Origin of the sequence: Luteibacter sp. 9133 (assembly GCF_000800155.1) — a bacterium.
Classification (GTDB): domain Bacteria; phylum Pseudomonadota; class Gammaproteobacteria; order Xanthomonadales; family Rhodanobacteraceae; genus Luteibacter; species Luteibacter mycovicinus.
The window spans coordinates 2055393-2082258 of sequence record NZ_JUHO01000001.1 but is presented as its reverse complement, the minus strand read 5'-3'; the positions used below and the strand labels follow the sequence as shown (position 1 = coordinate 2082258).

The window sequence follows — 26866 nt, the reverse complement described above, 5'->3', positions numbered from 1 at the left end:
AGCATGTGAGCTACTAGCCACCGATGGGCTGCCTGAGGTCTATGGCCTCGGGGACCGCATGCAAATGCTCGAAATTTATGGCACAAAGCGGCAGCTCGTTAAACAAATCCAGTGCGTTGAACGAGCTATGGGGCGCGGCGGCCGATCTAGCGACGATCATTGTGTAGTCTTACTGCTTGGGCCGGAGCTGACCCCAAGGCTCCACCAGCCAAGTGCCGATGGACTTTTTTCGGCGGCCACAAGCGCGCAGATTGCCTTGGGACGATCGTGGCTACGCAGGTGAGTGGCAAGCTTTCACAACGCAGGCTAGGAACGACGAGCGTACGCCCGGTGGTCGATTGCGTCCGTCAGCTGGCGATAATTTAGCGCAGACCAACACCAGTGTTTCCCGGCTCGTCAATGCGAAAAACATGCTTACCTCCTCTAGTTCGGCAAAAGCCATAGCTGGGTTGGAAGCTCAATGAGGTCTTCACTCGCAATGCTATGGGCGCCACGACGCGTGGCGCCAGACTGTGTGGTGACAATCAACTGACGCTCGCGCGAAAGAGCAAACACCGCCTCCTGGAGTTGATCGAGTCGCGCAGGAGTCTCGTTTGCGGTCATTTGAACCAAGTCACCAAAGCGTACTGGGCTATGTAGCTGACTCATCCGCTGGGGGATGTCGCTGCGCAAAGCGTCTCGCGTGGCCTGATGGGCATGCTCGTCGAATCGATTATCAAAAGCGAGCTGGCCGTGGTTTCCCAAGTACCCGAGCATATTGAAGCCAGCTCCGCCTGGGTGGTGGAGATTATTGCTTCCCCAGTGGATGCGCTTCATTTCTTCGTTAGCCCGCCAATGACGAGCCAAATGCAGGAGCCAGTAACCACGACGGCTATTGCGAGGAACGATGTAGAAAGGCGTGCTAAACGCTGCACCGGAACTTGCACGAATTTGACCGGTCATCAGCGTCTGGATGGCACGCCGCCAGGCGAGGTCACCGTCATGTCCGGCACCTGTCTGCTTGATCGCCAGCAGCTGTTCCGCCGTAATTGCTTTCCCCAGGCCTGTGCGTTGCAACGCGGGATTGAGTTTGTCGATCATCTGCTCGGACAGGAAATTGATCAGATTATCGATCATCCAGGTGAGGAACACCTCTGCATACGGAAGTTCCGTGAAAATTTGCTTGACGGCGTCGAGATTGACTTGGCTCCAGCCGTATTGGTCGAGGATGAAAACGCTCCGGCCGTTGCGCCGCTGCCGATCCTGGATATCCTTCAGAATGCCTGGAAGCGCTCGATGAAAATCGTTTCCATGAATCGTGACTCGCGTATCTAATGAGTTCGTCAGTGAGCTGTCCGCTATCAGCTTCCGGAGAAACGCACATGTCGATCGATTTTGTTCGACCAAATGGACATGAGCGTCAATGACGTAGGGCGTACGGATACCGCGCTGCTTCCGGTCCATAGCAACTAGTGCGCGCGCCTCTTGAAGTGCCTCCAGCAGCACTATCGGAGAGCCACTCACTTGTTCGCCCGATTCCGTGCGATACCGGCCGCCGCCAGCAAAGCCGTCAACAAGAGTGACGCGAATCCCCTCACTGCGCGGGTGCTGCGCAAGAATTCGCAGGTAGTTGATCAAATACGCTCGCAGCACGTCGTGCTTGGCGCGACTATGGTCCTCTATAACGGGCAACGCTCCATCGAGCGACCACTCGTAGCCCCCTTTTGCCATGACAGGTCATCCTCCTGATTATCCCCAAGAATGCAGCGTAGCAGGCATTTCATCCCATGTGCGACCGTTCAGAAGACGGCCATTCTTGGACTTTGCACGCCGCATTCCGTCCGCCCCCCAGCCACCCCATTGCTTGAAGAAGAAGGCAACTTTCTGCTTCTTGCACTGGACGCGCACGGATTCGGCCCACTCAGGAGCCATGGGACGTGCCTTGGGCCCTGACTCGCCGCCGACGATGACCCAATGAATGTCCGAGAGATTGAGTGCACCTAAATCCTCTAACAGAGGCTCGATGGACAAAAACCGAATGCGCGCATTGATGCTGCGTAAGTGATCGATTCGAGGCAGTCCATGCTTTCTATTTTCAACCGATACTCCTAGCCAAACGTTGTCAGGCACAGCGCGTGCTTTGAAGAAGCGCGCCATTCGAGCAGCGCGCTTGGTCAGCACTTGAAAAGAGTGATGTGGTGTCCGTGCCATGACATCCACGATGCGCTCGATATAGTCATCTGGGACCTTTTCATGGAATAGGTCGGACATGGAATTGACAAAGTAAATCGTGGGCTTCTTGCGGCGCAGTGGCTCCTCAAGGCGTTGAGGCATCAAGGTCAACGCGAAACCGTTCTCGTAGCCCGGTGTGCCCATGGCCTCAAGACGGCGGGCGAGCGTCTCCGCATAACAATGCTTGCAGCCAGCCGATAACTTGGTGCAACCCGTAATCGGATTCCACGTCTGCTCGGTCCATTCGATCTTTGACGTCGTGGCCACAAAAAGTGTCCCTCCTCGAGAACTATGCCCAATTGGCGTCGCAATGCCTGAGACCACAGAATAAACGTCAGCGCTCGCTCGGCCAACGACCCGTTATCCGTTGTTTGCAGAATCAAGCAAGTACACGGCGGGATTATCTGCGACACCTCGAGTCTGGCAGTACCCCATCACGCTAGACACCGCACGGTGCTCGGTCATCGCCATGATTGCCTGCAATGGCACCCCTTGGCGGCTCGCCTTGATCGCGAACCCCGAGCGCAGACTATGCCGCCAAAGTTGCCTTCCAGTCCCGCCAGCTTGGCGCGCCGCTGCACGATCTCGCCCACCGCGGCCGGTGAGAGGGCGGGGCCGACGGGCTGCTTCCACAATCGCCGAAAAATCGCTCCCTCGGTGATGCCGGCGGTGACCAACCAAACCTCCAGGCCTGGGCGGCGCGATCCAAGACGGGCTTGTCCGGGGGCGACGTCGCGGTTATGCGGCTTGTTGCGTCGTGCTGTGTTCTAGCCGGTAGATGAATCCCTGTGGGCCGATGCGGCGTAGGTCGCGCAGGTCGGCCGCCGCTACCTCGCTGCGTCGCCGGCCGCCACTGGACAAGGCGAAGCAGAGTACGGCGCAGTCGCACAAGCATTCCAGGCTGTCGTCGCAAGTCGCCAGCATCGACTCCAACTCAGCCAAAGTGATCGCCGTCTTCTTGCGCGGTCGCTCGCCGCGCTTGACTTCCGCCCGAGCGGCCCGGCTCAGTACCATGCGAATGGCCGACTGCTCGCACGGGTTGATTAGCTGCTTGAGCCGGTGCGCCGTCGACAGCAGCGCCACCCGATGACCGACGGTGGCAAGTACCCAAGGGCCCAGCTTAGCCTTGAGGCCAGCGGCCACCAAGGACAGGTGACGACAACGGAGCCATGAAGACACCGCGAGAATGAATTCGCAATTTGACATAATATACATTATGCGAACTTTCAATAACCGTTACGGCGCTACGCTGGGAACTCACGCTCTGCCGATTAACCACTTAGCACAACGGCTCCCAGCCATGTCCTCCGCGCCCGGGTGAATCGCGTAAGCGACCACCCTCTCCATTCCTCAGTCATCAACCGTGCGCGTGACCGCGGATGTGCTGACAGACGAGATGCGCCACTTCCATGGGGGCTTCACGCGCAGGGAAATGACCCACCCCAGAAAGCACCTGACGTCGATAGCCGCCACTGAAGTAGGATTCGAGCCCTTCGGACTCTTCGGGCGGGTCGCATTCATCGGCGCCGCCCTGCAAGAACAGCATCGGCACCTCGAGCGTTTCGGTCGCATCGACCATGGCGCGCGCCGCGTCGTAGTCGGGGTCCATTGGACGGAGTTCCCAGCGCGACTGGTAGCCGTGAAGAGTAATCGCGACCCAGTCCGGATTTGAAAAGGCTTGTGCCGCCACCGCGAAGGCGTCTTCGGTGATCCACGCCGTCGGCCCCCACGTGTCCCATTGCCGTCGGGCAAAGCCGATGGGATCGTTGCGCACCGCTTGCGCGCCCGCTTCCGCCGTCATGAACCACTGATACCACCAGCGAGCACATTGTGGGTAAGCCGGAACGGTGAACCGCCCGCGAGGTGAATAGCCGATGGCAATGACGGTGGCGGATAAGAGGCGCGCAGGCGCCATCGCCGCCATATGGTAGGTGGCGCGGCCGCCCCAATCGTGGCCGACAATATGGAAGGCGCCGATACCCAGGGCGTCCATGAGATCGAACGCGTCCTGAGCAATGGCGACCCCCGAGCCATCGCGAATGGTTGCGCCGTCGCGAAACTGCGTTTTGCCAAACCCCCGCAGGTCCGGGGCAATCCACCTCAAACCTGCCGCTTCCAGATGCGGGACGACCCCGCTCCACGCGCTGGCATCGTCCGGCCAGCCGTGAAGAAGCAGCACGGTTTGGCCGTCCCGAGGTCCACCCTCGGCATAGTGAATACGAAGCTTTGCGGTGTCGACCAATGGCATCTGGAGTTCCTCGCCGGATGAAAGCGCCATCGTCGCGCGGCGGTGGACCGACGCGCATCCCGATGGGCGGAAGCTGACTATCCGTGGCTCGACACGAAGGCCGCATGAATTCCCTGCCGTTCCCTCGCGATTCTTGAATCGTTGCTGGTCTGCATGGCTAAACGTCCCACCCGGTCGCGATCGCGAAAAGAAAGTGTAAATTCTTCAACACCGAAAGATTCGGGAAAAATCCGTACGCATACACTTAGCCACTTGCTGCTGAAGTGCGGATCAATCGTGCCCGTCATCAGTGCGTTTGACACGACAGAGGAACACGCCTACCATCCGCCCGCCACCAAGCGGGCTTAGTTATCCAACCGGAATATATGGACAGTTATCCCAGTCGAATGATCATCGCGATCGACGTATCGCTGATGGCCACCCATCATCCAACCCCCTGCGCGCAAGGCGTGGGCCGGATCCGCCTGGGCTGATCCCGCTCGCTCCCGGCCGCTGTCGGAGCAGAGCGATGTACAACATCAAAAATAGCGTGCCGGCCACCCTGGCCCGGCGCGGATGCCGGTGCGTGCGCGTACCCGGTCGTGCCATGAACCACCCTGCCCTCATCGCTGCCGCTCTGGCGGCTGCGCTCCTGCTGGCCGGTTGTGACCGGGCCACACCCGATGTCGCGTCCGATGCGGCGCCGGCTTTCAGTGTCCATGGCAACCGCATTGAGGTCGGCCCGCGCTCACCGCTGCGGAGCGAGCTTCGTATCGCGCCGGTCGCTGTCGACACTGCGCCCATGCATGTCACCTGGCCCGCGACGGTGGAGATCGACCCTGCCCGCTCGGTGACGGTGCTCGCACCGGGTGCCGGGCGGATCGCCCAGGTCGACGTCGTCCTGGGTGAAAAAGTACGGGAAGGACAGGTCCTGCTGACGATGACCTCCGGCGATGTCGCTCAGGCCCGGTCCGACCAGGCTCGGGCGCGCGACGCCGAAGCGCTTGCGAAGCAGGCGCTGACCCGCGCTCAGCGGGTGACCGAAGCGGGTGGCGCAGCCACGAAGGATCTCGAGGTGGCCAGGAGCGCGTATGCGCAGGCGTCGGCGGAACGTACCCGGGCGGATACTCAGGTGGCGGCGCTTACCGGTACCTCACGCACGGCATCAAACGCAGCCGTCCTCGACATTCGTGCACCCATGGATGGCGTCGTGACCTCGCTCGGTGTCGCGGCGGGTTCGCGGATCAACGACACCAGCACCGTGCTGATGGCCGTCACCGACCTCGATCGGATGTGGGTTACCGCCGACGTGCCGGAGGCGGACAGCGCATCGGTGTCCGGCGGGAGTAATGCAACGCTCACTTTCACCGCACTGCCAGGCGTGACCTTGCAGGGCAAGGTCGATGTCATCGATCCGGTGCTCGACAGCACCACGCGACGCATCAAGGTTCACCTCAGGGTGGACAACGCCGGGCACCGCCTGCTGCCAAACATGTTCGGGACGGCGGCATTCGCGGTTCCGGGTGGCCCTCGCCTCTTCGTACCGCAGACGGCTCTGGTCATGGATAACGACCGGCGCAGTGTGTTCGTCGAGCGCGCGCCCTGGCAGTTTGAGCGTCGCGATATCGATACGGGCCGCGACGAAGGCGCGACCGTGGAAGTCGTTCACGGCCTGCAAGCCGGCGATCGTGTCGTCGTGCGTGGCGGAGTGCTGCTGCAATGATCGCGCGCCTGATCGCCTCTTGCTTCCACCACCGTGGCGTGGTGTTCGCCGTGATGCTGCTGACCCTGGGCTACGGCTACTACGCCTCGACCCAGCTGGCCATCGAAGCCTACCCCGAGCTGAGCGACGTCACCGCCCAGGTAACTACCCAGGCCCCCGGGCTGGCCGCCGAAGAGGTGGAGCAGCAGATCACGACGCCGATCGAGCGTGCGCTCGCCGGTGTGCCCGGGCTCGTCTCGATGCGGTCGAGCAGTTCATTCGGGCTGTCCCTGATCACGATGACGTTCAGCGAGGGCAGCGAGGATTACTGGGTGCGCTCACGCATTCGTGAGCAACTGGAAAACGTGACACTGCCGGCCGGCGTGTCTGCGGGACTGGATGCCGTGACCGGCCCGGCGGGCGAGATCTACCGTTACACGCTCGAATCCCCATCAAAGAACCTGATGCAGCTATCCGAACTGCAACGCTGGACCGTCATCCCGGCGCTGCAGAAGGTGCCCGGTGTGGCCGCCGTCAACAACTTCGGCGGCTTTACGAAGGAGTACCAGCTCACGGTCGACCCCGATGCGTTGCAGCGCTACGGCGTGGGCATGAACGATGTCATCGCCGCCATGAGCGCCAACAACGCCAACGCCGGCGGCGGCCGGATCTCGCGTGGCGAGCAGTCGTACGTCGTGCGTGGTATCGGTCTGGTCCGGACCCTGGACGCCATGGGTGCCATCGTTGTCAGTCACAGCAACGGCGTGCCCGTTATGCTGCGCGATCTTGGGCAGCTGTCCTACGGTCACCAGACACGCGAAGGCATCCTGGGCAAGGACGGCAATCCCGATGCGATCGAAGGCATCGTGGACATGCTGTTGCACGAGAACGCCTCGCGCGTGCTCCAGGGCATTCACACGACCGTCGATGAGCTGAACCGGAAGCTTGCGGCGGAGGATGTCCGTATCGTTCCCTATATCGACCGCGACGATCTCGTGCAGGCGACGGTGCACAAGGTCGAGCATACGGTCATCGAGGGTGTGGGCCTCGTCTGTATCGTGCTGATCCTGTTTCTGGGAAGCCCACGCAGCGCGCTGATCGCCGCCGTCACGATCCCGTTTTCGCTGGTCGTGGTGTTCATCCTGATGAACCTGACGCACACGCCGGCGAATCTGTTTTCCCTGGGTGCCATCGATTTCGGCGTGATCGTCGACGGTGCGATCGTGGTGACCGAAACCATCCTGCGTCGCCGCGAGGCCGATCCGGAGGCGACGCTCACGCCCGAAACCGTGCTGGATGCGACGGGCAAGGTGGCGCGTCCGATCTTCTTTGCCACGCTCATCATCATCACGGCCTATGCGCCGCTGCTGGCGTTCGAGCATGCCGAAGGCAAGCTGTTCGCTCCCATGGCGTACACCGTGGGCTTCGCCCTGCTCGGCGCGCTGGTGACGACGCTGGTGCTCGTACCCTCGCTTGCCTACATGGCGTTCCGCAGGCCGAGGAAAATCTTCCACAACCGACCGCTGGAGCGCCTGCAGGACGCCTATGGACGTGCGCTGAAGCGCCTGATTGGCCGGCCGTCGGTGGCCGTGATCATCGTTGTGGCGGCCCTGGTCTGCGTCGTATCACTGGGCGCCAGCGTCGGCCAGGAGTTTCTGCCTGAGCTGGACGAAGGTGGACTGTGGATACAGGTGCAGCTGCCCTCGGGCCTTTCCCTGGAGAAGGCCAGCAGCATGGCCAGCCAGTATCGCGACGCGGTGCGCGAGTTTCCCGAGGTGTCGTATGTGGTGACCCAGCTGGGTCGCAACGACGACGGTACGGACCCGTGGACACCCTCGCACATCGAGTCCGGTGTGGGCCTCAAACCCTATGACAGCTGGCCGCATGGCGAGACGAAGGCGCAGTTCATCACCAGGCTCAATCGCCAGCTGCAGGCCATTCCCGGCATCAGCGTGGGCATCAGCCAGCCCATCATCGATGGCGAGAACGACAAGATAGGCGGTGCGCACAGCCCCCTGGTGCTGCGCATCTACGGCGACGATTTCAGGGAGCTTCGCCGCATCGGCGATGCCGTGGTCGACGTGCTGAAGGGCCTGGACGGAACGGCCGACGCCTCGGTGTTCCAGGAGCCGCCGGTGCCGCAGGTGGCGATCGAGATCGATCGCGAAGCCGCCGCGCGCTATGGCATCAACGTAAGCGACGTCGACGCGCTGATCCAGACGGCCCTGGGCGGCGCCCCCGTGTCTCAGGTGTACGTGGACGACCGGGTTTACAACATGACGGCCAAGGTCTCGCGCGACATCGCCAGCAGCCCGGACAAGCTGGGTGCCCTGACCTTGCGCAGCGCGGAGGGCGCGCAGATTCCCCTGTCCTCGGTCACGCGGATCCGGGAGCAATCCGGTGAGGCGACGGTGGCGCACGAAATGGGCGAGCGGAACCTGATCGTGCGGATCGACAACCGTGGCCGCGCGCTGTCGGATTACCTCGCCGACGCGGATCGCCAGATCGCAGCGAAGGTGACTTTCGACAAGAGCCGGTACCGGCTGCAATGGGGTGGCCAGTTCGAAAATCAGCGACGCGCGCAGTCGCGGCTGGCGTTGGCGCTTGTCATGGTGCTCGCCGTGATGACGATCTTCCTCTTTTCCGAATTCGGCAGGCTGCGCCAGGCGGCGCTGGTGCTTGGCGTCGTGCCGCTCGCGGCCGTGGGTGGACTGATCGCCATCACCGTGCGCGGTGAGACACTGAACATCGCGACTGCCGTGGGCTTCATCGCGCTGTTCGGTGTGGCTGTGCAGAACGGCGTGATCATGGTCTCCAACTTCAACCGGGTGCGAGAGAAAGGTGCATCCATCGAAGCCGCGGTGCTGGCGGGTGCAACGCAGCGATTCCGCCCGGTGCTGATGACCGCTACCGTGGCCACGGCAGGCATGCTCCCGGCCGCGTTGGCCACCGGAATCGGTACCGATGTTCAGCGCGGTCTGGCCACCGTCGTGGTCGGTGGTCTGGGCATTGCCACGTTGCTGACTCTTTTCGTCCTGCCTTCGCTTTACTGCCTGATCGAAGAGCGCGCGCAGCGCCGCGCCGCCCGGTCGAGGAGCATCGTATGAACCTGTGCAAAGTCCTGTTTGCGTCTCTCCTGATGGGTGTGCTTCTCATGTCGATGGCCGGCTGTGCGGTCGGCCCCGACTTCGCGAAACCGGACCTGGCGAAGGCCTTTCCGTCGCCCACCGTCCCGGCCACGGTCTCGCCCGATGAGCGGGACCACTGGTGGTCATCGTTCGGCGCGCCAGCGATGGACGAGCGCGTGGCGCGGGCACTGCGCGACAGCCCCGATATCCAGGCGGCGCAAGAAGCTCTGCTGGCGGCGCAGGAGACGGCGCTCGCGCAGCGGGGCGCATTCTTTCCTGCCGTCACGGCTGGCGTGAACCCCACCCGGCAGAAGACATCGGGCGCGCTGTCCAGCGTGCCCGCCGACGGGAGCTATGTGTACAGCCTGCACACGGCGCAGCTGTCGATCAGCTACTCCCCCGATCTCTTCGGCGCGAACCGGCGCGCCGTCGAATCGTTGGTCGCGCAGGCGGACGAGCAGCGCTACCAGTGGCAGGCGGCACGCCTCACCCTGATCGCCAACCTGTGCGTCGGTCTTATCGAGGAGGCCAGCCTGCAGGCGCAACTGGACGCCATCGATCAGTCGGTCAGGGTCCAGCAACAGTCCCTGGAGATCGCCCGCAAGCGGTATGCCCTGGGCGATGCGGCGCAGAGCGACGTACTGCTCCAGTCTGCGACATTGACCGCCACACAGGCCCAGCGCCCCGCGATCGAGAAACAGTGGCTGAAGCAGCGTGACCGCAACGCGGCACTGGAAGGTCGCCACACGGTCGATGCCGGGGTGCCCTCCCTCGCACTGGGCGATTTCACCTTGCCGACGGATCTGCCCACCAGCGTGCCGTCGGCATGGCTGGAGCAACGACCCGATATCCAGGCAGCCGAGGCGCAATGGCATGTGGCCTCGGCCCAGGTGGGTGTCGCGGTCGCCGCCCGCCTGCCCGCGCTGACCCTTAGCGCCAGCGGTGGCTCGTCTGCGGCGCGGTTCGGCGATCTGTTCGGGCCGGGCACGGCCTTCTGGAATCTGGCCGGCGATCTGGCGGCGCCGATCCTCGACGGTGGCACGCTCCGGCATCAGCAGCGCTCCGCCGAGGCCAACAACCGCCGGGCGGCCGCGTTGTACCGCAGCACGGCCATCAATGCTTTCGCCGACGTCGGTGACGCGCTGCATGCCGTCGAAGCGGACAGGCGCGCCTTCGATCTGGCGCAGGCGGCCAGGGAAACCGCGCTGGCCAGCTACCGCATCGCCCAGACACAGTACGCCGCCGGTGACATGAGCCTCATCGCGCTCCTTACCGCCGAACAGGCCTGGCGCGATGCGGAGCTGTCACTGATCACCGCGCGCGCGGCTCGTCTCGAGGATGCCGTCGCCCTGAAGCAGTCCATCGCCAGCGGCAGCGAAGATCCGGCCCGCACCGCAGGCAAGGAGCAACCACATACCTGACTCAGCTCACGCCGGTCGGGCCATCGAGCACGAAGCGTATCTTCCGTAAAAGGTCGATGCGGGAATACGGTTTGCTCAGCACATCGAACGCGATGCCTCCGGCATCGGTCCGCTGAAGTGACTGCGACGCATAGCCTGTTGTCAGGAGCACCTTCACTCCCGGACGGATGGCCCTCGCCCTGCGGGCGAGCGACACGCCGTCGAGGTCCCCCGGCATGACGATGTCGGTGAAAAGGATATCGAACGGGAGATCGTCCCCAATACGCTGGAGCGCCTTCTGCGGATCCGTAAAGGCTTCGACCCGATACCCATGAGACTCGAGGATTGTCCGGGCAAGCTCGGCAAGATCCTCCCTGTCGTCGACGACCACGACACGCTCGTGCCCCTCCCGGTCGGCAGCCCGGTCGATGCGTCGGACCGGCTGCGGACCGCGACCGTCGGTTTCCGTGGCCACGGGGAAATACATGGTCAGGGTCGTTCCCCTGCCCTCCTCCGAAGAAACGGCCACGGCGCCGCCCGACTGCTTCGCGAAGCCGTAGACCATCGAAAGGCCAAGGCCCGTTCCCTTGCCCTCGGGCTTGGTCGTAAAGAAGGGATCCATGACGCGGGCAGCGACGTCCGGCGCCATGCCCGACCCGTTGTCGATGACGTCGATCGCCACGAACGCGTCGCCACGCGTGGCAAGTTCCCCCTGATTGTTGATTTCCAGCGGCGTCGCGTTTCTCGTGCGAATCGTCAGACGCTTGCCGGCCCGCCCCTCCATCGCATCACGCGCGTTGATCGACACGTTCAGCAATGCGACTTCCAGCTGCGTTGGATCGAGGCGCGCGTTTTGCGTATCCGGAGCGAGGTCGAGCTCCAGATCGATGTCGGCGCCGATGGAGCGCTCGAGCATGTCTTGCATGTCGGCGACAACCTGGTTGGGATTGACGACCCGACCCTGCAACGTCTGCTTTCGCGAAAAGGCAAGAAGCTGGGAAGTGAGCGTCGAGGCCCGCTGAATACCGGACTTGGCGCCAGCGATGAAGCGCAGCAGCTTGTCGCGCTCGATCTGCGGCCGGGTCAGTCCCACTTCGACGGATTCGACGTAGCCGATCATCAGCTGAAGAAGATTGTTGAAGTCGTGCGCGATGCCACCCGTCAGCTGCCCGAGTGCCTCCATCTTCTGCGCCTGACGCAGCGCGTCTTCCGCATCACGTCGCCGGCTGACATCGAGCTGAGACGCAAAGAAATACACCACCTCGCCTTTGCCATCGTAGACAGGTGAAACGAAAAGCGCGTTCCAGAACGTCGACCCATCGCGGCGGTAGTTAAGAATTTCGGTAGCGATTTCCTGCTTGGCGGCGACCGCATCGCGGATGGCCGCGATGGTCACCCGGTCGGTTCCGGGGCCCTGCAGAAGCCGGCAGTTCCGACCGATGAGCTCATCGGTCGAGTATCCGGTCATCCTAAGAAACGCGGGGTTCGCGAAGATGATGGGGTTGTCCGGCTTTCGCGGGTCGGTGACGATCATCGGCATACGTGTCGTCGAGACAGCCGCAAAGAAGATGTCACTTCCCGGATGGTCCATTCCCTCGTAATCGATACGGGTAGGCACCCGCTCTGTCGGGTCACTCATGCAGCGGTCTCCTGAGACGAGCATCGATTGTCCCGACGACCCTGAAAAGGATCGATGAAGGCTCGCTCTTTCGGGTAGCGCATGCGCAAATAACTGGCAACGGCTTCGAACTTCGCCGGCCGGTTGCTTCCACGCGGGCAGAAGCGCTACGAGCGCACCGGAGCGCATCGACGTCCGAGACGTCGGCCACATCGGCTTTAACGGGTCGGACGTCGGCTGCAAGCAGGCATGTTCTCTACCGTGAAGAACGCCCGCCGGAACTGATCGGCCAGCGGTACCGACTCGTCCTCGAACCAGGCGCCGAGCGCATGGCCAGCGATGGCCATACCCGTCGACGCAGTCAAGGCGGCAACTGTCGGGTCGACTCCGCGGCCAAGCAACGCTCCCGCTACAGTCCGGGTAACCGCCGCCGACTTGGTCAACTGTCGCTCCTGAAGCGCCGGCGTCTGCGCGATGACCGACTGCGCCGGTCCGGCGAGCGGACGGTTCTCCTCGAACAGCGTGACCGTCGCCTCGAATGCCCAGAGCACAACCCGAAGCGGACCGAGCTCGGCCGGCGCCCTTTCGATCGCATCCCCCAGCCTGGCGTGCAGTTCGGCCTCGTCGAACAGCACCTCCCGCTTATCCGGGAAATGTCGGAAGAAGGTCCGCTCCGTCACTCCGGCTCGCGCCGCGATTTCGGCCGCGGTCGTGCCGTCGTAACCCTTCTCGAGAAAGAGTTCGAGGGCCGCCTCCTGCATGCGGCGGCGCACATTGTTTCGACTTCTCGGCACGTTCGGGCTCTCTATTGTCAGTGACTGACATAGCGGCTATAAGTGTCAGCCACTGACTTTAGCGCATTCCGCCGCATGGAGAACCTCTGTGACCACGAAAACAATGCACGCGCTGTCCTTCCACGCTCATGGCGAACCGACCAAGGTCCTGAGACTCGACGAGACGCCTCTCCCCGTGCCGCAACCCGGCCACATTGCGGTGCAGGTCCACGCCTGCGGGCTGAATCCCGCAGACTGGGCTCTTTGCCGCGGCCTGTCCGCCCGCAAATTGCCCTGCGGCGTCGGGCTGGATGTTTCGGGCACGGTTCTGGCCGTCGGTGAGGGCGTCACTAACGTAGCCATCGGTGATGCGGTGTACGGACCGGCAGATTTCAGGAACTACCCCACGGCAGGCGCCGCCCGCGTCGCCATCCTCTATTACTGGAACCGACTCCCTAACCGCCTCCCGCATGTCGATGCCGCCGCGCTACCCATGGTGGTTGAGACAGCAGCGCGATATCTGACCTGGTCGGGCGCCGAGAAAGGCCAGACGCTCCTCGTCAACGGCGCCGGGTCGATGGTGGGTTTCGCCGCAGTGCAGATGGCGCTGTTCGAAGGCATCCGTGTCATCGCCACGGCCGGTGACACCTTCGCCGATCGATTGCGTGCAATGGGAGCCACCGTGGTCGCGCATGGAGACGGAATGGTCGCTCGCGTTCGTGCGCTTGGACAGCGCCCAGACGTGATTCTCGACACGGCCCCCATCAACTTGAAACCAGGATCGGTCGGCGCTCTTCCCGACCTCATCGACATCGTGGACGGCGATCCGAGCCGTGTCATCACCGCCGCCGATTTCGAGGGCGCGGTGAAAACGGGGGCACGCACCGGAGCGGAACGTGTGCAGGCAGAGGGCGGCTTCCGGCTTCGCTGGGACGTTTTGGAGCGCTACGGCGAACTGGCCGCCGAAGGGCGTTTCAATATCCCTGTCGCCCGTACCTTCGCCCTGGAAAACTGGCGCGACGCACTCGAGATAAGCCTGGCGGGTCAGGCTCGAGGCAAACTCGTGCTGACGGTCAGCGACGCGATCGCACTCTGAAGAAGACGTCACTTCCCGCCGTTGATACTCAGCGCCACCGCTTCCGCCACGCGGATCCCATCGACCGCTGCGGAGAGGATGCCGCCGGCGTACCCCGCGCCTTCACCCGCGGGGAACAACCCTTGGGTGTTGAGGCTCTGGTACGTCTCATTCCGGCGGATACGTACCGGCGACGACGTACGTGTCTCGACGCCGGTCAGCAGCGCGTCGTTCATGCCGAAGCCCTTGATCTTCCGATCGAACGCCGGCAGTGCTTCACGAATGGCCTCGATCGCGTACCCCGGAAGCGACGGTGCAAGGTCGGTCAGACGCACACCCGGCTTGTACGACGGCTGCACGCTGCCAAACTCCTCGGACGCCCGGCCCTTGATGAAGTCGCCCACCAGCTGAGCGGGCGCACTGTAATCGCGACCGCCCAGCTCATACGCGCGCGATTCGAGCGCACGCTGCAGGGCGATGCCGGCCAGCGGGCTCCCGCTGTCATCGAACGCGGCGAAGTCTTCCGGGTCGATGCCGACCACGATCGCGGCATTCGCGTTGCGCTCGTTGCGTGAGTACTGGCTCATGCCGTTGGTCACCACGCGCTCCGGCTCGGAGGCCGCGGCGACCACGGTGCCGCCAGGGCACATGCAGAAGCTGTACACCGAGCGGCCGTTCTTGCAGTGATGCACGAGCTTGTAATCGGCGGCACCGAGGAGTGCATGCCCCGCCTGCGGCCCGAACCGGGCCTGATCGATGATCGACTGCGGATGCTCGACGCGAAAGCCGATGGAGAACGGCTTGGCTTCCATGTACACACCACGGTCGTGCAACATGAAGAACGTGTCGCGCGCGCTGTGTCCCACGGCCAGCACGACATGATCGCTCAACAGGTGCTCACCGCTGGCCAGCGTAACGCCGCGCAGCTGGCGGGAGCCATCGGCGGCGGTGTCGATGAGCAGATCCTCGACACGCTGGTTGAAGCGGATCTCGCCGCCCAGCGATTCGATCGTCTCGCGCATCGACTCCACCATCGTCACCAGACGGAAGGTGCCGATGTGAGGCTTGCTGACGTACATGATCTCTTCCGGCGCGCCGGCCTTGACGAACTCGGTGAGCACCTTGCGACCGTGGTGCAGCGGATCGGAGATCTGGCTGTACAGCTTGCCGTCGGAGAACGTCCCTGCCCCGCCCTCGCCGAACTGCACATTGGACTCCGGCTCCAGCTTGCGCTTGCGCCAGAGTGCCCACGTGTCGACCGTGCGTTCGCGCACGGCTTTGCCGCGATCGAGAATGATCGGTCGGTACCCCATCTGCGCGAGCAGCAGGCCGGCGAACAGGCCGCAGGGCCCAAGACCGATGACAATCGGACGCTGCTTCAGATCGGCCGGCGCGTGGGCGACGAACCGGTAGCTGGTGTCCGGCGTCGGCTGCACGTGCTTGTCGTCGGCATGGCGCTCGAGCAGGCCCTTTTCGTCCGCCACCTCCACGTCCAGCGTGTAGATCAGCTGGATGTGGCCGCGCTTGCGGGCATCGTGACCGCGGCGGAACACCGTGAAACCGAGCACGCCGCCCTTGCCGAGCCCCAGCCTGGCGCGGATGGCCGCCTCGATCGCGCCTTCGGCGTGATCGAGCGGGAGCTTGATGTCGGTGAGTCGGATCATGGACGGGGCGGTCTGGCGGCGTGACCGGGCATTTTCGCATGTTGGGCAGGGGAATGCTGCGCGCGACTGTCCCGCTGCCAGGACCCGAACTACACTGGCCGACGATCCCCGACAACCGGTAGCGACGCGACGTGAACCAGAACGGCGCAGGATAAAAGCAGCGAACCGGGATGAATGCCGCCCGCCATAACCCGGGACGAACCCTCTGGAGCTTGATATGACCAACGAAGCAAACAGCCCCGCCGCGATCTACGCCAACGGCGGCGTGTCCCGCAATCCCGCCAGCGACGAGCTCATCGCGACTTACCCCTACCAGACCCCGGACGAAGTCGAGCGGCTGCTCGATAACAACGCGGCCGCGTTCCGCCTGTGGCGCGCCACGCCGATGACCGAGCGAGTGGCAGCCTACCGTCGGCTGGCATCCACCTTGCGGGAACGTTCGGAAGCGCTCGCTTCGCTCATCACCGCCGAGATGGGCAAGACGATCGGCGAAGCGCGTGCCGAAGTCGCCAAGTGCGCGGTGACGATCGACTGGATCGCCGAGAACGGACCGGCCATTCTCGCCGACGAACCCGTTACCGTGGACGGCGACGACGAGGTCTACGTGTCTTACCTTCCCGTCGGCACCATTCTCGCCGTGATGCCGTGGAATTTTCCGATCTGGCAGGTTCTTCGCGCTTCAGGGCCGGTCATGCTCTCAGGCAACGGCTTCGTTCTCAAGCATGCGCCCAACGTGATGGGTGCCGCTCAGGCCTTGCAGGAAATCTACGAGGCGGCCGGCTTTCCCAAGAGGTTGTTCGCAAACCTCAACGCCGATAACGAGACGGTCGCGCACGTCATCGAAGACTCCCGCATCGCCGCTGTCACCTTGACCGGCAGCATGCGCGCAGGAGCGGCTGTCGCGTCGACCGCAGCCAAGGCTTTGAAGAAGAGCCTGCTCGAACTCGGTGGAAGCGACGCGTTCATCGTCCTGGCCGATGCGAACATCGATCGTGCCGTCGAGGCGGCGATCCGCGGGCGCTTTCAGAATGCCGGACAGGTCTGCTTGGCGGCCAAGCGCTTCATCCTCGAGCGTCCCATCGCGGAGGAGTTCACGCGCAAGTTCGTCGAGGCGGCGAAGGCCCTGAAAGTCGGCGACCCCATGGACACATCGACCCAGATTGGGCCCATGGCGCGAAAGGATCTGCGCGACGAACTGCATGACCAGGTCGAACGGACGATCGCCGCCGGCGCGACGCTGCTTCTGGGTGGCAAGAAAGTGCCGGGAGCCGGAAACTTCTATGAACCGACCGTACTCAGCGATGTCGCTCCTGGCATGGCCGCATTCGACGAAGAGACCTTCGGTCCGGTCGCCGCGATTACCATCGCGAACGATGTGGAGCACGCCATCGAACTGGCTAACACCAGCGATTACGGGTTGTGCGGCAACCTTTGGACACAGGACATTGCCCGCGCACAGCGCATGGCACGTCGCCTCGAGACCGGCGGCGTCTTCATCAACGGCTTCAGCGCATCGGACGCGCGCATTCCGGTCGGCGGCGTGAAAAAAAGCGGCTACGGCCGCGAGCTTTCGCACTTCGGCCTGCGCGAATTCACCAACGCGCAGGCGGTCTGGGCGAAAACGGTTAGCTGAGTACCGGCCTGAGTCCGCTCACCGGGACGGACTACGTCCCGGACAGGCCAAGGAAATGGCGTCCGCGTTCCCATCGACGCACGACGAACCGTTCAAGCAGCAGTACGAGCAGCAGCGTGACCCCAAAGAGCGGCAGAAAGACCGCCAGCAAGACGATCAGCGCCACCAGGACGCCTCCCGCCCGTGTATCCCGACGCGCGGGAAGCGCACCAAGGACCCCCACCGGACGGCGTCGCCACCAGAGCACGACCGAGCTCACCGACATCGTGAGCAAGCCGAGGGCCGTGATCACGCCAAGTATCTGGTTCAGTGGCGCGAACAGCTGACCCTCGTGCATCGCCACGCCGTAGCCAATCAGACGATCGAGGAACGGCCGATCGGCAAAACGCACCTGGGAAACAACGGCGCCGGTCAGCGGATCCAGCCGCGCCTCTATACGTCGAGGGCGGTTCTGCGTATCGCTGCGCGCCGACCAATGCGGGTTCAACGCCGACGGCGGACTGATCAGCACGGGCGCGGGCCATCCAAGCGCGGCGACCTTCGGCGCAAGGACGTCGACCGGGCTATAGGCGTCCGGATCGACCATGACGGTGCCGGCCGCGGCACTCATGCCTGCCATGTGCGCGTGCTCGTCCATGACAGGCGTATTCGCCGCGCGATTGGTCTTGCGCTCGGCGGCGCTGCCGATGGTCCAGTCCTGCGTGATCGTGGACTGTGCATACAGCTGACGACCTTCCTTGAGCATGCCGCCCCATGACTTTGCCCAAGGCAGGCCCGAGAGCAACAACGTGAGGGCCATCAGCGATATCCAGACGCCCGTCACCGCATGGATGTCGCGCCAGAAGATCCGCGAGCCGCTGGCGAGGCGGGGAATCAGCACGCCACGCAAACGGCCTCCCCGAGGCCACCACAGGTAAAGCCCGGTGAGCAGCATCACGATGGTCCAGCTCGCCGCCAGCTCGACCAGCATCGAGCCGGGCGTCCCCGCCATCAGTTCGCCATGGAGATAGAAAACGATCTGCATGAAACGGTCGTTTTCATCGACGACATGCAGCACGGTCGCCGTCGAAGGATCGACGAACACCCGAATGACCCGGGGCCCCTTGCCGATCAGCACACGGGTGGCCTGGTCGGGTGTGGCAGGCAGTTCATAGGCGTTGAGCACCCCGCCCGGCACCGCCGCGAGAGCCGCGGCGATCTGGACGAACGGCGCCTGCGGCGCGCCATGTGCCACGTGCGCGTAGTCGCGCTCGAGCCACGGCTGAACCTGCGGCTTGAACAGATAGATCATGCCGGTGGTCGCCAGCCACACGATGAAAGGCAGGCAGAACAGTCCGGCGTAGAAGTGCCATCGCCAGATCATGCGGTAACGCGAACCCATCGATGGTCCTTGGCTGGAAATAAGTCTGGACCCACGTCCAGAGATCGCGATTATCCTACCCTTCGGCTGCTCACGTACGCGGCAACATGCCGCGCACGCCGTGTCCTGGCAAGCCGTGCGTCGTCCACGGCGACAGCCCACGATGCCGGGCCGTGCGATTAATTGAACCCGCTGGTATAGTTTATTACCTACCCCCACATCCCTCCCCGCCCCGGAACCTCGAGTGACCACCTTAGCCCTCTGCCGCCAGCGCCCGCTTCCGAACCACGACCGCTCGCCGCAGTATCGCGAGGGGCGTTTCACCAATCCCCGGCCTCGTCCAGCGATGGGGTTCTGGGAAGGACTGAAACTTACCTGGCTGTTCGTCCGGGGCAAGCCCGCAGGCACGGTGCCGGACCGCCCGATTCCTGTGCGCCCGGTGACGCAAGGCGAACTCGAGGCCGCGCCCGACCGCAGCCTTTATCGACTGGGTCACTCCACCATGTTGATGAAGCTTCGCGGCCAGTTCTGGCTGACCGACCCGGTGTTCTCCGAGCGTGCCTCGCCCGTCAGCTGGGCCGGCCCCGCGCGCTTCCACGCCCCGCCGATCACTATCGACGAGCTGCCGCCCATCGCTGGCGTGATCCTGTCGCACAACCATTACGATCATCTGGATCGCGCCGCCGTGCTGCAACTGGCGGCGAAGACGGCCCGCTTCATCGCTCCGCTGGGTGTGGGCGACCAGCTGGTGGCCTGGGGCATCGACCCGGCCAAGGTTGAACAACTCGACTGGTGGCAGTCCACCGACGTCCAGGGCCTGCGCCTGACCGCCACGCCAGCCCAGCACTTCTCGGGTCGTGGACTGCGCGACAGCGACCATACGCTGTGGGCATCGTGGGTCATCCAGGATGACGAGATGCGCGTGTTCTTCAGCGGCGACAGCGGTTACTTCGACGGCTTCAAGGCCATCGGTGACGCGTATGGGCCTTTCGACCTCACGCTGATGGAAACCGGTGCGTACGACGAACGCTGGGCGTTCGTCCATATGCAGCCTGAACAAACCTTACAGGCGCACCTCGATCTGCGCGGCCGATGGTTGCTGCCGATCCACAACGGCACCTTCGATCTCGCACTACATCCGTGGGAAGAACCGTTCGAACGCATCGTCGCGCTAGCCAGCGCCGCGGACGTGCAGATCACCACGCCGATGATGGGCGAGCGCGTGGACATGAAGGCACCAGACGAGATGGTCGCCTGGTGGCGCTGATTCCGGCACGTCCGTCGTCAGGGCATCAGTGCGGCCTGGGCTTGCGCTTGTCCATGTAATCGCGATACGCCTCGATCCCCGTATCGCGGCGGAGCAGCTTCGAATCCGGGTCGATGGTATAGGACGCGCCCTCGGGCAAGGTGACGTCGCCTCGTCCGTCGGCCATCGGCAGGGTCACGATGTGATCGCCAATCCGTACGTCCACCGGCATCGGGAATGGGCCCTTGCCCGGCACCGACCAGGCCAGGTGAAGCTGCTGCCCCTCACGGGTCGCGACGATCTCCGGCAACGCCGCCTGGTAGAGATACACGTTGAAGAACCATTGCATGTCCTTGCCGGTGACCCTGTCGACGATGTCGATGTATTCCTTCGTCGTACCGTAACGCGGCGCGAAGTTGCCCGGCACCGGATGATCCGTGCCGTACACCAGCTCGCGTGCCGCCCGGTAGAACGCCTCGTCGCCGATCAGGTTGCGCAGGGTGTGCAGCATCAGCGCACCCTTGTTGTAGATGTCCTGGCCCGGACCACCGCGCTCGTCCTCGTACACGTCTTCTTCGCGACGCGGGGTGCCGGACACGATCGGATGGTGGTTGGCGATTCGGCTGCGGATCTGCATCAGGCTCGCGAAATACGACATCTTCCCGCCGATGGACTCGGCGTAAGCGGGCTGCATATAGGTCGCGAAGGCCTCATGCAACCACATGTCATCCCAGTTCGCATTGGTCATCTGATTGCCGAACCACTCGTGCGCCAGCTCATGCTGCAGCAGGTCGTCGTAGCCATAGACGTTTTTCGCGTACTCGTTGCCGTAGGCGTTGACGGTCTGGTGCTCCATGCCTTTGAACGGTGTCTCGGCGACGCCCATCTTCTCCGCCCCGAAGGGATACGGACCGACGGCGCTTTCGAGGAAGTCGAGCATGGCGGGGAACTCGGCGAACAGCTGCTTCGCCTTCTTCTCGTCGTCCACGTACCAGTAGTGCAGCGGAATGACGTTGCCGAAGCGACTTTTATACGACGCGGACCGCTCGCGATACGGCGCGATGTTCAGGGCGACGCCATACGTGCTCACGTCGTGGCTGTGCCAGTGATAGGTACGCATGCCGTTCGCTTCGTCCATACCCATGGCCACGCCATTGCCGACAGCCACCAGCGGCGCGGGGACGGTGATGTGCTCGTCCACCAGCTTCGGGCGGCCCTGCGGATGGTCGATGCAAGGCCAGAACAGGTCGCAGCCCTCGCCCTCCACCGCGGTGGCCACCCAGGGCTTGCCGTCCGGCGTGGTCGCCCAGACGAATCCACCGTCCCACGGCGCATGGACGGCCGTATGCGGACTGCCGTGATAGACGACACGCACGGTGGTTTTTGCGCCCGCCCCGAGCGGACGCGGCAGGTCGATGGAAAGACGGCCGTCCGGATTGCGATACCCGCTCACCGGCAACGCCTTGCCGTCGACCTCGACCGAGTCGATGGGCAGGTTCCGGTCAAGGTCCAGCACGACGCGCTTCAGCGGCGCGGTCACCCCGAAGGTCAGCCGGGCGTCGCCCTCGATCCAGTGCCTGACGGGGTCGACGCGAATGCCCAGATCGGCATGGTCGAACGTCACCGCCAGCTGCTCGGGTGCGCGCGGCGCACCGGAGTTACGGGTGTAGTCAGTCAGCGGCGGCGGCGCCGGAGGAGCCGAAGGGGTGCAGGCTACGGTGCCGAGCGCAAGGCCGAGGCCCAGCAGGAGGGGGTATCGCATACCGGAAAAGACCGTCAGGACAGGCGGAATCGCGCGGCAACGATACCGGCCCGGTCCGTTCCGGTCATGGGTCGTTAGACAGGTAGATTTATTCCGGCGGTTCCCACAGCTCGACCTTGTTGCCCTCCGGATCCATCACCCAGCCGAACTTGCCGTACCCGGAGTCGTCGGCCTTCTCGAGGACCTCGCAGCCCTCATCGCGCAGCAGCTGGAGCAAGGCGTCCAGGTCGTCAACGCGGTAATTGATCATGAAAGGTGCGGCGCCGACGGGGAACTGGTCGCCCCCGGCGGCACCTATCGACCAGATCGTGCTACCCGCGGCAGGATCGGTCGCCGCATCGGCCCAGCGGAGTTCCGCGCCGCCCCAGTCCTGCACGTCGATGCCCAGGTGCGCCTTGTACCAGGCGCGCAGCGCGACGGGATCGCGTGCCTGGAAGAAGATTCCGCCGATACCGGTCACTCGCTTCATCCGATCCTCCTCGACACGCGTTGCGGTTAGGTGGCCCTCAGTCAGTCTGAGCCTCAGCGGCGATACCGCGCAACTGCCGCTCAAACTCCTCCGGGGGCTGTCCACCGGAGATCAGGTAGCGGTCGTTCACGATCACGGCCGGGACGCCGGAGATGCCCCGGCTCTGCCAGAGCGCCTCATCGCGGCGCACCTCTTCCGCGTAGCGGTCGGAATCCAGCACGGCACGCGCGGCGTCACGATCCAGCCCCACCTTCGCGGCGGCGTCGACCAGCGCGTCGTGGTTGCCCGGGTCGGTCTGCTCGGTGAAGTTCACGACGAACAGCTGACGCTTGAGTTCGAGCTGCCTGCCCTGCTCACGAGCCCAGGCCAGCAGACGGTGCGCGTCGAAGGTGTTGTAGATGCGACTGGCATCCGAGGTGCTCATGGTGAAACCCAGGTCCGCCGCCCGTGCCGCGATCCGCTCGCGGTTGACCCGCGCCTCGTCAGCCGAGATGCCGTACTTGCCGACGATATGCTCCAGCGTGTTCTCACCACCCGCGACCATGTTCGGGTTCAACTCAAAGGGATGGAAGACCAGCGACGGCTCAACCTCGTCCTTCAGACGCTCGAGGGCGATTTCGAGGCCGCCCAGGCCGATGACGCACCAGGGGCAGGCAATGTCGGAGACGAAGTCGATTTTCAGGGGCGTGGGCATGACGCGGTAACCTTCTCGTTTGCGCCATCGGGGACGCGACCCTCGGGACATGGCTACACCGCCCCTGCACTTCAACCCTTCTACGCTCCGCCCTCACTCTGCTTGCACACATCGAAAATGACCGACGAAACCCAGGATTACGTGGCATGGCTGCTCGAGCGTTCCATGCTGATGAAGGCGCGCGAGCGCGCGCGGCTCTACGGCGGCCAGTCGCGGCTGTGGGCGTTTCCGTATGCCGAAAGCCGGGGCCGTAGCGCGTCGGAAATGGCGTCCGTCTGGTTCACCGCCTATCCGGCGTCCCTCGTGACGCGCCCCGGCCAGTCCGTGCTGGCCGCTCTGGGTCAGCACGACCTGTGGCACGCGCTGTCCGTGCTAGGCGTGCAAGGCATGCACGTCGGCCCCACCAAGGAGGCAGGCGGTCTGCGCGGGCGCGAGAAGACGCCGACGATCGATGGTCACTTCGACCGCATCGGTCTGGATACCGACGAGGAATTCGGCACGAGCGCGGAGTTTTCGGACATCTCGCGCATGGCGTCGGTATTCAGCGGCATCGTCATCGACGACGTGATCCCATCGCATACCGGTAAGGGTGCCGATTTCCGTCTCGCGGAAATGGCTTATGGCGACTTCCCCGGCCTGTACCACATGGTGGAGATCCGCGAGGACGACTGGAGCCTGCTGCCAGACGTGCTGGAGGGGCGCGACTCCGTGAACCTCGGACCCCTGGTCGTGGATGCCCTGCATGAGAAGGGCTACATCGTCGGGCAGCTGCAGCGGGTCATTTTCCTGGAGCCCGGGGTCAAGGACACTGACTGGAGCGCGACGGCACCGGTGACGGGCGTCGACGGCAAGGTCCGCCGCTGGGTCTACCTGCACTACTTCAAGGAAGGCCAGCCGGCGCTCAACTGGCTCGATCCGTCGTTCGCCGCTCAGCAGCTGGTGATCGGCGACGCCTTGCACAGCCTCGATGTCATGGGCGCACGCGGCCTTCGCCTCGACGCCAACGGCTTTCTCGGCATCGAGCGACGGGCGGGCGGCCCGGCCTGGTCGGAGAGCCACCCGCTGTCGATCACCGGCAACCAGATCATCGCCGGCATGGTGCGCAAGGCGGGCGGCTTCAGCTTCCAGGAGCTCAACCTGACGGTCGACGATATCGCGGCCATGTCGCGTGGCGGCGCGGACCTGTCCTACGACTTCATCACCCGACCGGCGGTGCAGCACGCACTGGCGACCGGCGACACCGAGTTCCTGCGGCTGATGCTGCGTAGCGTGCACCAGCATGGTATCGACCCCGCCTCGCTGATCCACGCGATGCAGAACCATGACGAGATGACGCTGGAGCTGGTCCATTTCTGGACGACGCACGCGACGACACCCTTCTTCTTCAAGGGCCAGACCATGCCCGGCGCCATGCTTCGCGAGCAGATCCGCGAAATCATGTATGAGCGACTCAGCGGCGAGCACGCGCCTTACAACCTGCGTTTCGTCACCAACGGCATCGCCTGCACCACCGCCAGCCTTGCCGCCGCCGTGCTCGGCCTGCGTGACATGGACGCCCTCACCGAGGACGACATCGAGCGGATCCGCAAGCTGCATCTGCTGCTGGTGATGTTCAACGCGCTGCAGCCCGGGGTCTTCGCCATTTCCGGCTGGGATATCGTCGGCGCCCTCACCCTTCCGCCCGACGAGGTCGCTTCCCTGATGGCCGACGGCGACACGCGCTGGATCAACCGCGGCGCCTACGATCTGATGGATCTGGACCCCGAGGCGACCGCGTCGAGCCAGGGCCTGCCACGTGCGCGCGCGCTTTACGGCAGCCTTCGCGAGCAGCTGGAGCAGCACGATTCGTTCGCCAGCCGCGTGCGTCGCGTCCTCACGGTACGCCAGGCCACCGGCTTGCCCGGTGGTCACCAGCGTCCCATTCCCGACGTGATCGCCCCCGGACTGCTCGTCATGTTGCACGACCTGCCCGCCGGGCGCGGCGTCCAGATCACCGCACTTAACTTCAGCGCCGAGCCGATCGACGAGCAGCTGATTCTCGAGAACGTCTCCGCCGGTCCGGTCGTGGATCTGCTCAACGAGACCCTGGAGGGCGATGTCGGCGAAGACGGTGTCCTGCAGATTCACCTGGATCCGTACGAAGGCCTGTGCATGAAGGTGGTCGGCGTGGCGCCGCATCCGACGTTCTGAGGCGCCACGCCAGCGTGCTCATTTGAGGACACCCGCCTCGATCGGAAACGGCGACAGCTGATGGTTCTCGCGCAGTCCGTCGCGCACATCGATCTCGATGCCGCGGGTGACGGCGCTCATCGGAACATCGTTGACGCCGTTTTCGAACGGGTCCTGCAGATCGTTACCGGACTGCAGAAGGCCGAGGAAGAGCACGCCGGCGACCGTCGAACCCAGTGGGGTCAGCAGGCCCAGCTGTTCGACCAGGCCGAACGGCAGCAAGGCGCAGAACAGGTGCGTGAACGCCACCGGGTAAACCGAGTATTGCTGCGGCAACGGCGTGTTCTTGATTCGCTCCATCCCGCCCTGCGCGTTCGAGATCTCCGCCAGCGTCCGCGCGAAGGCGGCACGGATGATGGAGTCGGGCGACGCATCGCTCAGGAGCGCGCCGGTACGCAAAGCGATGGCATTGGGCGCGTTGGCCACGGACGACAGGTCCGCGATCTCTTCTTCCGACAGCAGACCGTCCAGCTCGCTACGATCCTTCTGTCGGCGAAGATGCAGACGGAGGGCGTGGACGAAGGCGATCTGCCGATAGGAGATTTCGCGGGCCACGCGGGCGTCGTCGAGTAAGGTCCAGGCGTCGCGCACAAGGGTACGTGAGCAGTTGACCATCGCGCCCCAGAGCGTCCGCGCCTCCCACCAGCGCGCATACGCGGTGGCGTTGCGAAAACTCAGGTAGATCGCTACGGCGGTGCCGAACAGTGTGAGCGGTAGCGCGGGAAACGTATCCCATGACTCCTGCGTGACGTACCAGGCGGCTGTCACCAGTACGTCCCAGCAGAACAGGATCAGGAGTGGAACGCCGACATACCGCCAAAGGTGACTCACGTGCGCATGGCCGGGAACGAGCATGGTTTTTCTCCTCGATGGTTGGCGTCAGCTGCTGCGCGACGTGTCGGGGGTTTTCGTATACGCGCCAAACCCGTCCGAAGCGGTCGGCAGCGACCTGCTCTGGGTCGCGGGTGTCTGCACAGCGGGTTTCCGCGCGGCATCGTCGGCGCCACGACCCGCGTCACGCGCCTGGACGAGGCCCAGCGCGAGCACCAGCGTCAGAATCAGCATGGGGACCGAATCTCGGATGCCGAACCAACGCATGAGAATCGCGGGCGGTGCCGCGAGCACGACCATCGTGCCGAACCATTCAGCCGTCCAGAGGTCCAGCCGGCTCGGCGCATCGGAGGCGACGACGAACGTGGCGCACGCCGCCACCGTGGCGATGAGCGGCAAATGCGGACGAGCGCGGTGGAGCACGTAGGCCGCGGGGTCGATCTGTGAAGGCTGTGTTGGCATGCAAGGCTCGCTTTGCAGGGGGACGTCCCGAACTTGCAAGAGGCACTCGCGCGTTTGCAACCCGTGATTGGCATCGAAGTTCAGGCAGGGACGCGTTCGCTCCCGACGGTCTCACCGGTCAAAGGTCGCCAAACCGCGTCGTGATGCGGCATCGCACCATTGGCAGGCGGCTTGAAGACGGGCCGCTATGGCGCCTCGCGTGGTCGGAATCGATTCAGACACGGGATGGCGGTGGCGGCCTTTGCCGATTGCGAGCGTGAGGTTCTTCTGATCCCCCGCCTCAAGGGCACCGCCAGAGGCCAGCGACACAAACTTGCGAAAAGGAGCCCTCGTTGGCCGTCGCAGACTTACGTTGAGGAAAATCGTGCAAGACATTGATCCA

19 protein-coding genes and 1 pseudogene are annotated in these 26866 nt (G+C 64.1%); 7 read left to right on the top strand and 13 right to left on the bottom strand.

What is annotated here, in order from left to right:
* Positions 1–423: 423 nt before the first annotated feature.
* The 4 genes and pseudogenes from FA87_RS08965 to FA87_RS08950 form a co-directional block, all read right to left on the bottom strand.
* Entirely contained in the window at positions 424–1710 is a 1287-nt protein-coding gene (locus tag FA87_RS08965) for a three-Cys-motif partner protein TcmP (protein ID WP_036113272.1), read from the bottom strand.
* An 18-nt stretch (positions 1711–1728) separates the two neighbouring features.
* Positions 1729–2478, bottom strand: a complete 750-nt coding sequence (locus FA87_RS08960) for a phage Gp37/Gp68 family protein (RefSeq protein WP_036113276.1) — start codon at positions 2476–2478, stop codon at positions 1729–1731.
* 93 nt (positions 2479–2571) lie between these two features.
* Positions 2572–3360: pseudogene (locus tag FA87_RS08955) on the bottom strand (tyrosine-type recombinase/integrase); the annotation flags it as partial.
* A gap of 208 nt (positions 3361–3568) precedes the next feature.
* The gene (locus FA87_RS08950) at positions 3569–4459 is read right to left on the bottom strand and encodes an alpha/beta hydrolase (protein ID WP_043693984.1); all 891 of its coding nucleotides are present in this window, start codon (positions 4457–4459) and stop codon (positions 3569–3571) included.
* Between the two features lie 586 nt (positions 4460–5045).
* On the opposite strand from FA87_RS08950, the gene FA87_RS08945 reads away from it, so the two are divergent.
* From FA87_RS08945 to FA87_RS08935, 3 genes are read left to right on the top strand one after another with little or no spacing between them, the layout of a single operon-like run.
* Positions 5046–6161 carry an efflux RND transporter periplasmic adaptor subunit gene (locus FA87_RS08945; RefSeq protein ID WP_043697738.1) on the top strand — a complete coding sequence of 372 codons (1116 nt, stop codon included), beginning with the start codon at positions 5046–5048 and terminating at the stop codon, positions 6159–6161.
* Positions 6158–9247, top strand: coding sequence for a CusA/CzcA family heavy metal efflux RND transporter (locus FA87_RS08940; protein WP_043693982.1), 3090 nt, complete (start codon positions 6158–6160; stop codon positions 9245–9247). The genes FA87_RS08945 and FA87_RS08940 overlap by 4 nt, the downstream gene beginning before the upstream one ends.
* Positions 9244–10689: an efflux transporter outer membrane subunit gene (locus FA87_RS08935; protein WP_052191238.1), complete on the top strand. Its 1446-nt coding sequence runs from the start codon at positions 9244–9246 to the stop codon at positions 10687–10689. The genes FA87_RS08940 and FA87_RS08935 overlap by 4 nt, the downstream gene beginning before the upstream one ends.
* A 1-nt stretch (position 10690) precedes the next feature.
* Here the strand turns inward: FA87_RS08935 and FA87_RS08930 are convergent, their stop codons facing one another.
* Both FA87_RS08930 and FA87_RS08925 read right to left on the bottom strand, forming a co-directional pair.
* On the bottom strand, positions 10691–12259 hold the full coding sequence (locus FA87_RS08930; protein ID WP_197062464.1) for a histidine kinase famiy protein: 1569 nt from the start codon (positions 12257–12259) through the stop codon (positions 10691–10693).
* 245 nt (positions 12260–12504) lie between these two features.
* Complete coding sequence (locus tag FA87_RS08925) at positions 12505–13059, bottom strand: TetR/AcrR family transcriptional regulator (RefSeq protein WP_197062391.1); 555 nt, start codon at positions 13057–13059, stop codon at positions 12505–12507.
* A gap of 124 nt (positions 13060–13183) precedes the next feature.
* On the opposite strand from FA87_RS08925, the gene FA87_RS08920 reads away from it, so the two are divergent.
* Positions 13184–14155: an NADP-dependent oxidoreductase gene (locus FA87_RS08920; RefSeq protein WP_043693973.1), complete on the top strand. Its 972-nt coding sequence runs from the start codon at positions 13184–13186 to the stop codon at positions 14153–14155.
* An 8-nt stretch (positions 14156–14163) separates the two neighbouring features.
* On the opposite strand, the gene FA87_RS08915 is transcribed toward FA87_RS08920, so the two are convergent.
* Complete coding sequence (locus FA87_RS08915; RefSeq protein ID WP_043693970.1) at positions 14164–15798, bottom strand: NAD(P)/FAD-dependent oxidoreductase; 1635 nt, start codon at positions 15796–15798, stop codon at positions 14164–14166.
* A 217-nt stretch (positions 15799–16015) separates the two neighbouring features.
* On the opposite strand from FA87_RS08915, the gene FA87_RS08910 reads away from it, so the two are divergent.
* Positions 16016–17431 carry an NAD-dependent succinate-semialdehyde dehydrogenase gene (locus FA87_RS08910; RefSeq protein ID WP_052191237.1) on the top strand — a complete coding sequence of 472 codons (1416 nt, stop codon included), beginning with the start codon at positions 16016–16018 and terminating at the stop codon, positions 17429–17431.
* A 31-nt stretch (positions 17432–17462) separates the two neighbouring features.
* Here the strand turns inward: FA87_RS08910 and FA87_RS08905 are convergent, their stop codons facing one another.
* Positions 17463–18812 (bottom strand): PepSY domain-containing protein, encoded by a 1350-nt coding sequence (locus FA87_RS08905; protein WP_043693968.1) that lies wholly within the window; start codon positions 18810–18812, stop codon positions 17463–17465.
* Between the two features lie 223 nt (positions 18813–19035).
* Between FA87_RS08905 and FA87_RS08900 the strand changes: the two genes are divergently transcribed.
* Positions 19036–20058 carry an MBL fold metallo-hydrolase gene (locus tag FA87_RS08900; RefSeq protein WP_043693965.1) on the top strand — a complete coding sequence of 341 codons (1023 nt, stop codon included), beginning with the start codon at positions 19036–19038 and terminating at the stop codon, positions 20056–20058.
* Positions 20059–20083: 25 nt separating this feature from the next.
* Here FA87_RS08900 and FA87_RS08895 read toward each other — a convergent pair whose 3' ends face one another.
* From FA87_RS08895 to FA87_RS08885, 3 genes are all read right to left on the bottom strand, one after another.
* Positions 20084–21799 carry a M1 family metallopeptidase gene (locus FA87_RS08895; protein WP_043693962.1) on the bottom strand — a complete coding sequence of 572 codons (1716 nt, stop codon included), beginning with the start codon at positions 21797–21799 and terminating at the stop codon, positions 20084–20086.
* A gap of 88 nt (positions 21800–21887) precedes the next feature.
* On the bottom strand, positions 21888–22268 hold the full coding sequence (locus tag FA87_RS08890; RefSeq protein ID WP_036113326.1) for a VOC family protein: 381 nt from the start codon (positions 22266–22268) through the stop codon (positions 21888–21890).
* Positions 22269–22305: 37 nt separating this feature from the next.
* Positions 22306–22962 (bottom strand): DsbA family oxidoreductase, encoded by a 657-nt coding sequence (locus FA87_RS08885; protein ID WP_036113329.1) that lies wholly within the window; start codon positions 22960–22962, stop codon positions 22306–22308.
* Positions 22963–23079: 117 nt separating this feature from the next.
* Between FA87_RS08885 and treS the strand changes: the two genes are divergently transcribed.
* A complete protein-coding gene (gene treS, locus FA87_RS08880) occupies positions 23080–25152 on the top strand; it encodes a maltose alpha-D-glucosyltransferase (RefSeq protein WP_043693959.1) in 2073 nt (690 codons plus the stop codon).
* A gap of 18 nt (positions 25153–25170) precedes the next feature.
* On the opposite strand, the gene FA87_RS08875 is transcribed toward treS, so the two are convergent.
* On the bottom strand, positions 25171–26046 hold the full coding sequence (locus FA87_RS08875; RefSeq protein WP_036113334.1) for a bestrophin family ion channel: 876 nt from the start codon (positions 26044–26046) through the stop codon (positions 25171–25173).
* Positions 26047–26070: 24 nt separating this feature from the next.
* Positions 26071–26484, bottom strand: a complete 414-nt coding sequence (locus FA87_RS08870; RefSeq protein ID WP_043693954.1) for a hypothetical protein — start codon at positions 26482–26484, stop codon at positions 26071–26073.
* Between the last annotated feature and the right edge of the window lie 382 nt (positions 26485–26866).

Excerpts from the sequence above, each read along its gene's own strand:
- FA87_RS08965 (WP_036113272.1), bottom strand. The coding sequence starts at position 1,710 with ATGGCAAAAGGGGGCTACGAGTGGTCGCTCGATGGAGCGTTGCCCGTT.
- FA87_RS08950 (WP_043693984.1), bottom strand. The coding sequence starts at position 4,459 with ATGCCATTGGTCGACACCGCAAAGCTTCGTATTCACTATGCCGAGGGT.
- FA87_RS08945 (WP_043697738.1), top strand. The coding sequence starts at position 5,046 with ATGAACCACCCTGCCCTCATCGCTGCCGCTCTGGCGGCTGCGCTCCTG.
- FA87_RS08940 (WP_043693982.1), top strand. The coding sequence starts at position 6,158 with ATGATCGCGCGCCTGATCGCCTCTTGCTTCCACCACCGTGGCGTGGTG.
- FA87_RS08935 (WP_052191238.1), top strand. The coding sequence starts at position 9,244 with ATGAACCTGTGCAAAGTCCTGTTTGCGTCTCTCCTGATGGGTGTGCTT.
- FA87_RS08930 (WP_197062464.1), bottom strand. The coding sequence starts at position 12,259 with ATGGACCATCCGGGAAGTGACATCTTCTTTGCGGCTGTCTCGACGACA.
- FA87_RS08920 (WP_043693973.1), top strand. The coding sequence starts at position 13,184 with ATGCACGCGCTGTCCTTCCACGCTCATGGCGAACCGACCAAGGTCCTG.
- FA87_RS08915 (WP_043693970.1), bottom strand. The coding sequence starts at position 15,798 with ATGATCCGACTCACCGACATCAAGCTCCCGCTCGATCACGCCGAAGGC.
- FA87_RS08910 (WP_052191237.1), top strand. The coding sequence starts at position 16,016 with ATGACCAACGAAGCAAACAGCCCCGCCGCGATCTACGCCAACGGCGGC.
- FA87_RS08905 (WP_043693968.1), bottom strand. The coding sequence starts at position 18,812 with ATGGGTTCGCGTTACCGCATGATCTGGCGATGGCACTTCTACGCCGGA.
- FA87_RS08895 (WP_043693962.1), bottom strand. The coding sequence starts at position 21,799 with ATGCGATACCCCCTCCTGCTGGGCCTCGGCCTTGCGCTCGGCACCGTA.
- FA87_RS08890 (WP_036113326.1), bottom strand. The coding sequence starts at position 22,268 with ATGAAGCGAGTGACCGGTATCGGCGGAATCTTCTTCCAGGCACGCGAT.
- FA87_RS08885 (WP_036113329.1), bottom strand. The coding sequence starts at position 22,962 with ATGCCCACGCCCCTGAAAATCGACTTCGTCTCCGACATTGCCTGCCCC.
- treS (WP_043693959.1), top strand. The coding sequence starts at position 23,080 with ATGACCGACGAAACCCAGGATTACGTGGCATGGCTGCTCGAGCGTTCC.
- FA87_RS08875 (WP_036113334.1), bottom strand. The coding sequence starts at position 26,046 with ATGCTCGTTCCCGGCCATGCGCACGTGAGTCACCTTTGGCGGTATGTC.
- FA87_RS08870 (WP_043693954.1), bottom strand. The coding sequence starts at position 26,484 with ATGCCAACACAGCCTTCACAGATCGACCCCGCGGCCTACGTGCTCCAC.